Annotated in this window: 5 protein-coding genes and 1 pseudogene; 4 read left to right on the top strand and 2 right to left on the bottom strand. The window is 76.5% G+C overall.

Annotated features, from left to right (window positions below; translation table 11 throughout):
- Nucleotides 1-576, top strand: a pseudogene (locus ABZ641_RS26065) (hypothetical protein); the annotation flags it as partial.
- Here the strand turns inward: ABZ641_RS26065 and ABZ641_RS26060 are convergent.
- Entirely contained in the window at nucleotides 500-2,104 is a 1,605-nt protein-coding gene (locus tag ABZ641_RS26060) for an MFS transporter (RefSeq protein WP_359985431.1), read from the bottom strand. The pseudogene ABZ641_RS26065 and the gene ABZ641_RS26060 sit on opposite strands and share 77 nt — an antisense overlap.
- A gap of 20 nt (nucleotides 2,105-2,124) precedes the next feature.
- Here ABZ641_RS26060 and ABZ641_RS26055 point away from each other — a divergent pair, with 20 nt between their 5' ends.
- Complete coding sequence (locus ABZ641_RS26055; protein WP_359985429.1) at nucleotides 2,125-2,823, top strand: GNAT family N-acetyltransferase; 699 nt, start codon at nucleotides 2,125-2,127, stop codon at nucleotides 2,821-2,823.
- Nucleotides 2,824-2,844: 21 nt separating this feature from the next.
- Here the strand turns inward: ABZ641_RS26055 and ABZ641_RS26050 are convergent, their stop codons facing one another.
- Nucleotides 2,845-3,303: a hypothetical protein gene (locus tag ABZ641_RS26050; RefSeq protein ID WP_344624764.1), complete on the bottom strand. Its 459-nt coding sequence runs from the start codon at nucleotides 3,301-3,303 to the stop codon at nucleotides 2,845-2,847.
- A gap of 280 nt (nucleotides 3,304-3,583) precedes the next feature.
- On the opposite strand from ABZ641_RS26050, the gene ABZ641_RS26045 reads away from it, so the two are divergent.
- Nucleotides 3,584-3,829, top strand: coding sequence for a chaplin (locus ABZ641_RS26045; protein WP_030275442.1), 246 nt, complete (start codon nucleotides 3,584-3,586; stop codon nucleotides 3,827-3,829).
- A gap of 586 nt (nucleotides 3,830-4,415) precedes the next feature.
- A partial coding sequence (locus tag ABZ641_RS26040; protein ID WP_359985425.1) for a GNAT family protein occupies nucleotides 4,416-4,777 on the top strand: 362 nt, incomplete at its 3' end.

Genomic DNA, 4,777 nt, shown 5'->3' with positions numbered 1-4,777 from the left:
GTCGCCGTGCTGACCGGCGGCCCCGCCGCGGGCCGGGCGGTGCGCCGGGCCCGCCGCTCCGCCGTTCTCGCCGAGGCGACCTACGCCCAGTTCCGCTCCGAGCACCACACCGCACCGCCGGGCACCCCGGACTGGCAGGCGGCACTGCTGACCGGCCAGCACACCGTCCGCGGCGCCGAGCAACTGCTCGCCAGGATCGCCCCGCACTCCCTCGCCGGCTGGCCGGACACCGCCGGCGCCCTCGTCCGCGACGCCGACACCGCGGCCGCCGCCTTCCGCCACGAGGGCGCCGCGCTGCTCGCCGGCCCGGACACGCCCGTCCCGCCGGACCCGCTGCTCGCGGAGGCGCGCGCCGCGCTGCTCGACGAACGCGTCATGGCGGCCCGCCTGCCGCCGGACCCGGCGGCGCTGCACGCCGTCGACACCGCCGTCTGGCTGGTCGGCCTGGTCGACGACCTGGCGGCGGTGCCCGCCGCGAAGGCCCCGGCCGACGGGACGGTCAGCCCTCCCGCTCCGGCTCCCGGCCGGCCGGACGCGCACCCGGACGGGACCGGTCCGCCCCGCCCTCCGCGGTGATCCGGGTGCCGGGGTGCCACAGCGCGCAGAGGAACGCCACGGCCAGCGCCGCCGCCATCCCGTACAGCACCGGCCGGTTCGCCGCCGCGAAGTCCGCCCGCAGCGCGGCCAGCAGACCGGCGTCCACGCCGCTCGCCGCGGACCCGCCGGTGCTCGGCCCGGTGAGGCTCTTGGTGATCTGCTCGGCCGTGTTGCGCGCCGCCTGCGGCGGCAGCCCGTGCTGCTCCAGCGTGTCGGTGATCCGGTTCGCCGCGGTGTGCAGCAGGACGGTGCCGAGCACCGCGAGACTCACGCTCGCCGAGTAGTTCCGGACGGTCTGGGTGATTCCGGTGACCTCCCCGTACGAGCGGCCGATCGCCCGGTTCACCGCGTCCGTGGACGCCGGCGTCAGCAGCAGGCCGATCCCGGCGCCCGCGAGGACGATCCACATCCACTGCGCCCCCAGCGACAGGTCGGTGATCTTCGCCGCCCAGCCGGCGAACCCGACCGCGCCGACCACCGTGCCCAGCAGCATCGCCAGCCGGGCCCCGCGCTGGTCCAGGATCCGGCCGCCGACCTGCGAGGCCGGGCCGAACCCGGCGAAGAACACCAGCAGGTACAGGCCCGCCTCGTTCGCCGAGTAGCCGAGCGCGACCTGCGCGTACACCGAGGCGAAGAAGAACACCGGGACGAAGGACATCATCGCGAAGAAGAGCACCGCGTTGTCCGCCGAGAACGCCCGGTCGGCGAAGACCTGCATGGTGATCAGCGGGTCCCGGCTGCGCAGCTCCGCCAGGACGAACAGCACCAGCACCGCGAGGCCGCCGACGATGCACCCCCAGGTCGCGGCGCTGCCCCAGCCCCACACCGCCGCCTGCTGCAGGCCGAGCACGCTCAGGCCCATGCCGGCCGCGACCAGCACCGCGCCGGGCCAGTCGATCGGCTCCGGGCGCGGCGTGTTCCGGATCCGGGCCAGGAACGTCAGCACCAGGGCGACCACCGCCACCGGCACGTTGACCCAGAAGATCGCCCGCCAGGTCCAGCTGGTCAGCCAGCCGCCGAGGATCGGGCCGATCGCGGTCAGGCCGCCCGCGACGGCGAAGAACAGCGCCAGCGCCCGGCCGCGCCGCTCGACCGGGAACACCTCGACCACCACCGCCAGCGCGGCCGGGAACATCAGCGCCGCACCGAGCCCCTGCACCGCGCGGAAGGAGATCAGCCAGGCCTCGGCCGCGCCGCCGGTCGGCACCGCCCCGCAGAGCGCCGACGCCGCCACGAACACCACCGTGCCGACCAGCATCACCCGCTTGTGCCCGAGGATGTCCGAGACCCGGCCGCCCAGCGCGAAGAACGCCGCCAGCGCCAGCAGGTAGGCGTTGACCACCCACTGCATCGCACCGGCGGAGAGCCCGAGTTCGCGGATGATGCTCGGGGCGGCGATCGACACGATGGTCTGGTCGATGAAGGTCATCGAGACGGCGAACAGCATGCCCGCCAGGGCCAGCCGCTCGCTGGTGCCGCCGTCCCGTCCGCCACTGCCGGCAGCCATGCCGCTCTCCTCTCCTCCCGGTGCCGCCCCGGCGCCGCCCCGGTCCCGTCCCGCTCCCGGCCCGGCGGCCGTTTCGCACGACACTGCCCGTCCCGCGGCCCGGGCGGGCGCTGCGCCGCGGCGAAGTCATCCGCTCGGCGGACGCCCGCAGCTCCGCCCGCCGCCGCGGGCGGGGACGGCAGAATGGGCGCATGCGCATCCGAGCCGCCCGTCCCGAGGACGTCCCCGTGCTGCAGGAGATCGAGCGTGCGGCGGGGGAGGTGTTCCGCGAGGTCGGCATGCCGGAGATCGCCGCGGACGAGCCCTTCTCCGACGAGGAGTTCGCGCCCTTCCTGGCAGCCGGCCTGGCCTGGGTCGCCACGGACGGCGGCGACCGCCCGGTGGCGTACCTGCTCGCCGAGCGCGTCGACGGCGACCTGCACGTCGAACAGGTGTCGGTGCACCCCGGCAGTGCCCGGCAGGGCCTCGGCCGGGCACTGATCGACCGGGCCGCCCGCCGCGCCGCCGACGAGGGGCTGCCCGCGCTCACCCTCACCACCTTCGCCGAGGTGCCGTGGAACGCCCCCTACTACGCCCGCTGCGGCTTCACCGTCCTCGACGGGCCGCAGATCGGACCGCAACTGCGGGCCGTCCGGGAGCGCGAGGCCGCCCACGGACTCGACCGGTGGCCGCGGGTCTGCATGCGGCGCGCCGTCCGGCCGCAGGACGGCGCGCAGTAACGACCGGCCCCGCCCCCGCCCTCAGGCCCCCGCGGGCGTCCGGCGGGCCGCGCGTTCGTCCAGGGCACCGGCCGCGATCCCGCACGCCGCGGCGGCCAGCCCGAGCACCGCCGCCGCCGGATTGACCCAGCCGGGCACCGAGCCGTTGCGGTACGAGCCGCCGTCCGCCAGACGGCACTCGAACCGGACCGGAACGAACCCGGCCTCCCAGTCCACGACCTGCATCCAGCGCTCCCGCGGGCCGGTGCGGCACGGGTGCGGCGGGGCGGAGTCCGTACCGCCGCTGCCCGCGTCCAGCGCATCCAGCCCGACCGGGCCCAGCCCGCAGACGTACACCGCCACCGCACCCGCCGCGGCGACCAGCGCCAGCCCGCGCAGCGGCCTCCCCTTCCGCCCCAGCAGCGCGGCCGTGCCCACCGCCGCGAGCGTGAGCGCCGCAACCGACCCCGCCAGGGACACGAACAGCAGCACCAGACCCATGACAAGCCCCCCTGACCGCGGCACCCGCCGGCCCTGCTCCGGGCCGTCTGTCCGCCGACACGCCGTCAGGGAGCCTACCGGGCACGCCGTCCGGGGTCGTCCGGGCCGCACCCGTTCCCCCGCACCGCCCAACGGACGGCCGGACCGCTGCGCCGATCGGGTGGACTGTCGTGGCCGGGCCAACCCCGGAGGCCGTTCGTGCCGAAAAGGTGATGACGGCCGTTCGTCGATCGCGCGGCCGACGCGTCATCAGAACAGCTCGACACGACAGGAGTCCACCATGACCGCACTGCGCACCGCCCTGGCCCTCGCGGCCGCCGCCGGCACCCTCGTCCTCGGCGCGGCTGCCGGCCCGGCCTCGGCGAGCGCCGGGGCCGAGGGCGTGGCCACCAACTCGCCCGGTGTGCTGTCCGGCAACGTCATCCAGATCCCGGTCCACATCCCGGTGAACGTCTGCGGCAACTCGATCGGCGTCGTCAGCATCCTCAACCCGGCGATCGGCAACGCCTGCGCCAACGTCGGCTGACACTCCGGCACCGCAGACCTGCCGGCCCCGAGCCCGCCGTCACACCGCCACGGCCCGGGGCCGGCAGCCCCATCGCACCGGTTGTCCGAGCCCTCCGGCATGCTGACCCCGTGCCGATCCGCCCGTTCGGCGGGTTCGGCGGCCACCCCGACCAGTGCCCCAACTGCACGGCCGCGGCCCCGCCATCGACGCGCGGCCCGAGGACCGCCGCGACGGCTTACGGGCGAGCGTCCCGGCCGGGAGCGAGTAGGGCCGCACCGTCCCGGTCGAGCCGTCGGCCTCGACGTACGCCAGGCGAGACGGGCCGCGCCCGCCCCGGGGCGCAACCCGCGAGCAGCAGCACCGCCGCCACCGCACTCCACATCGCGCCCCACCGCGCACACCGTCTCCGCCCCGCCATCGCCCACCCCTCCCGTGCCCGGGACCGTCCGGCCCCGGCGACTCCCGCATCCGGCAGGCGCACAGCGTGGCAGCGATCGCGGCCCTCCGAACCGGTTCGGGTGAATCGCTGCGCAGGCGCGGGGCGGTGTGCCTCCGGGCGGAGTGCGGCGGGCGGACGTCCGGAGGCACCGCCTACGCTGTCCGGGTGATCACCTTCTCCGCGCCGGTCGCCGGCGACGTCCTGATGCGGCCCGCCGTCCCGGAGGACGCCGAGGCGCTGAGCCGCGCGATGATCCGCAACCGGGAGCACCTGCGCCCCTGGGACCCGCCCCGCGACGAGCACTGGTTCACCGTGGCCGGCCAGCGCGCCCGGCTGCACGACCAGCTCGTCCAGGCCGAGACCGGCCGGCTCGCCCTCTGGGTGCTGGCGAGCGGCGAGGAGATCGTCGGCGGCGTCACCCTGTCGAACATCGTCCGGCTGCACCTGTGCAGCGCCAACCTGGGCTACTGGGTGGACGCCGCCCAGGCCGGCCGCGGCCTGGCCTCCGCCGCCACGCTGCTGGCCTG

Source organism: Kitasatospora sp. NPDC007106 (assembly GCF_040634455.1).
Lineage (GTDB): Bacteria > Actinomycetota > Actinomycetes > Streptomycetales > Streptomycetaceae > Kitasatospora > Kitasatospora arboriphila.
The sequence above is the reverse complement of the archived record's forward strand: the minus strand, read 5'-3'. Positions and strand labels throughout refer to the sequence as shown.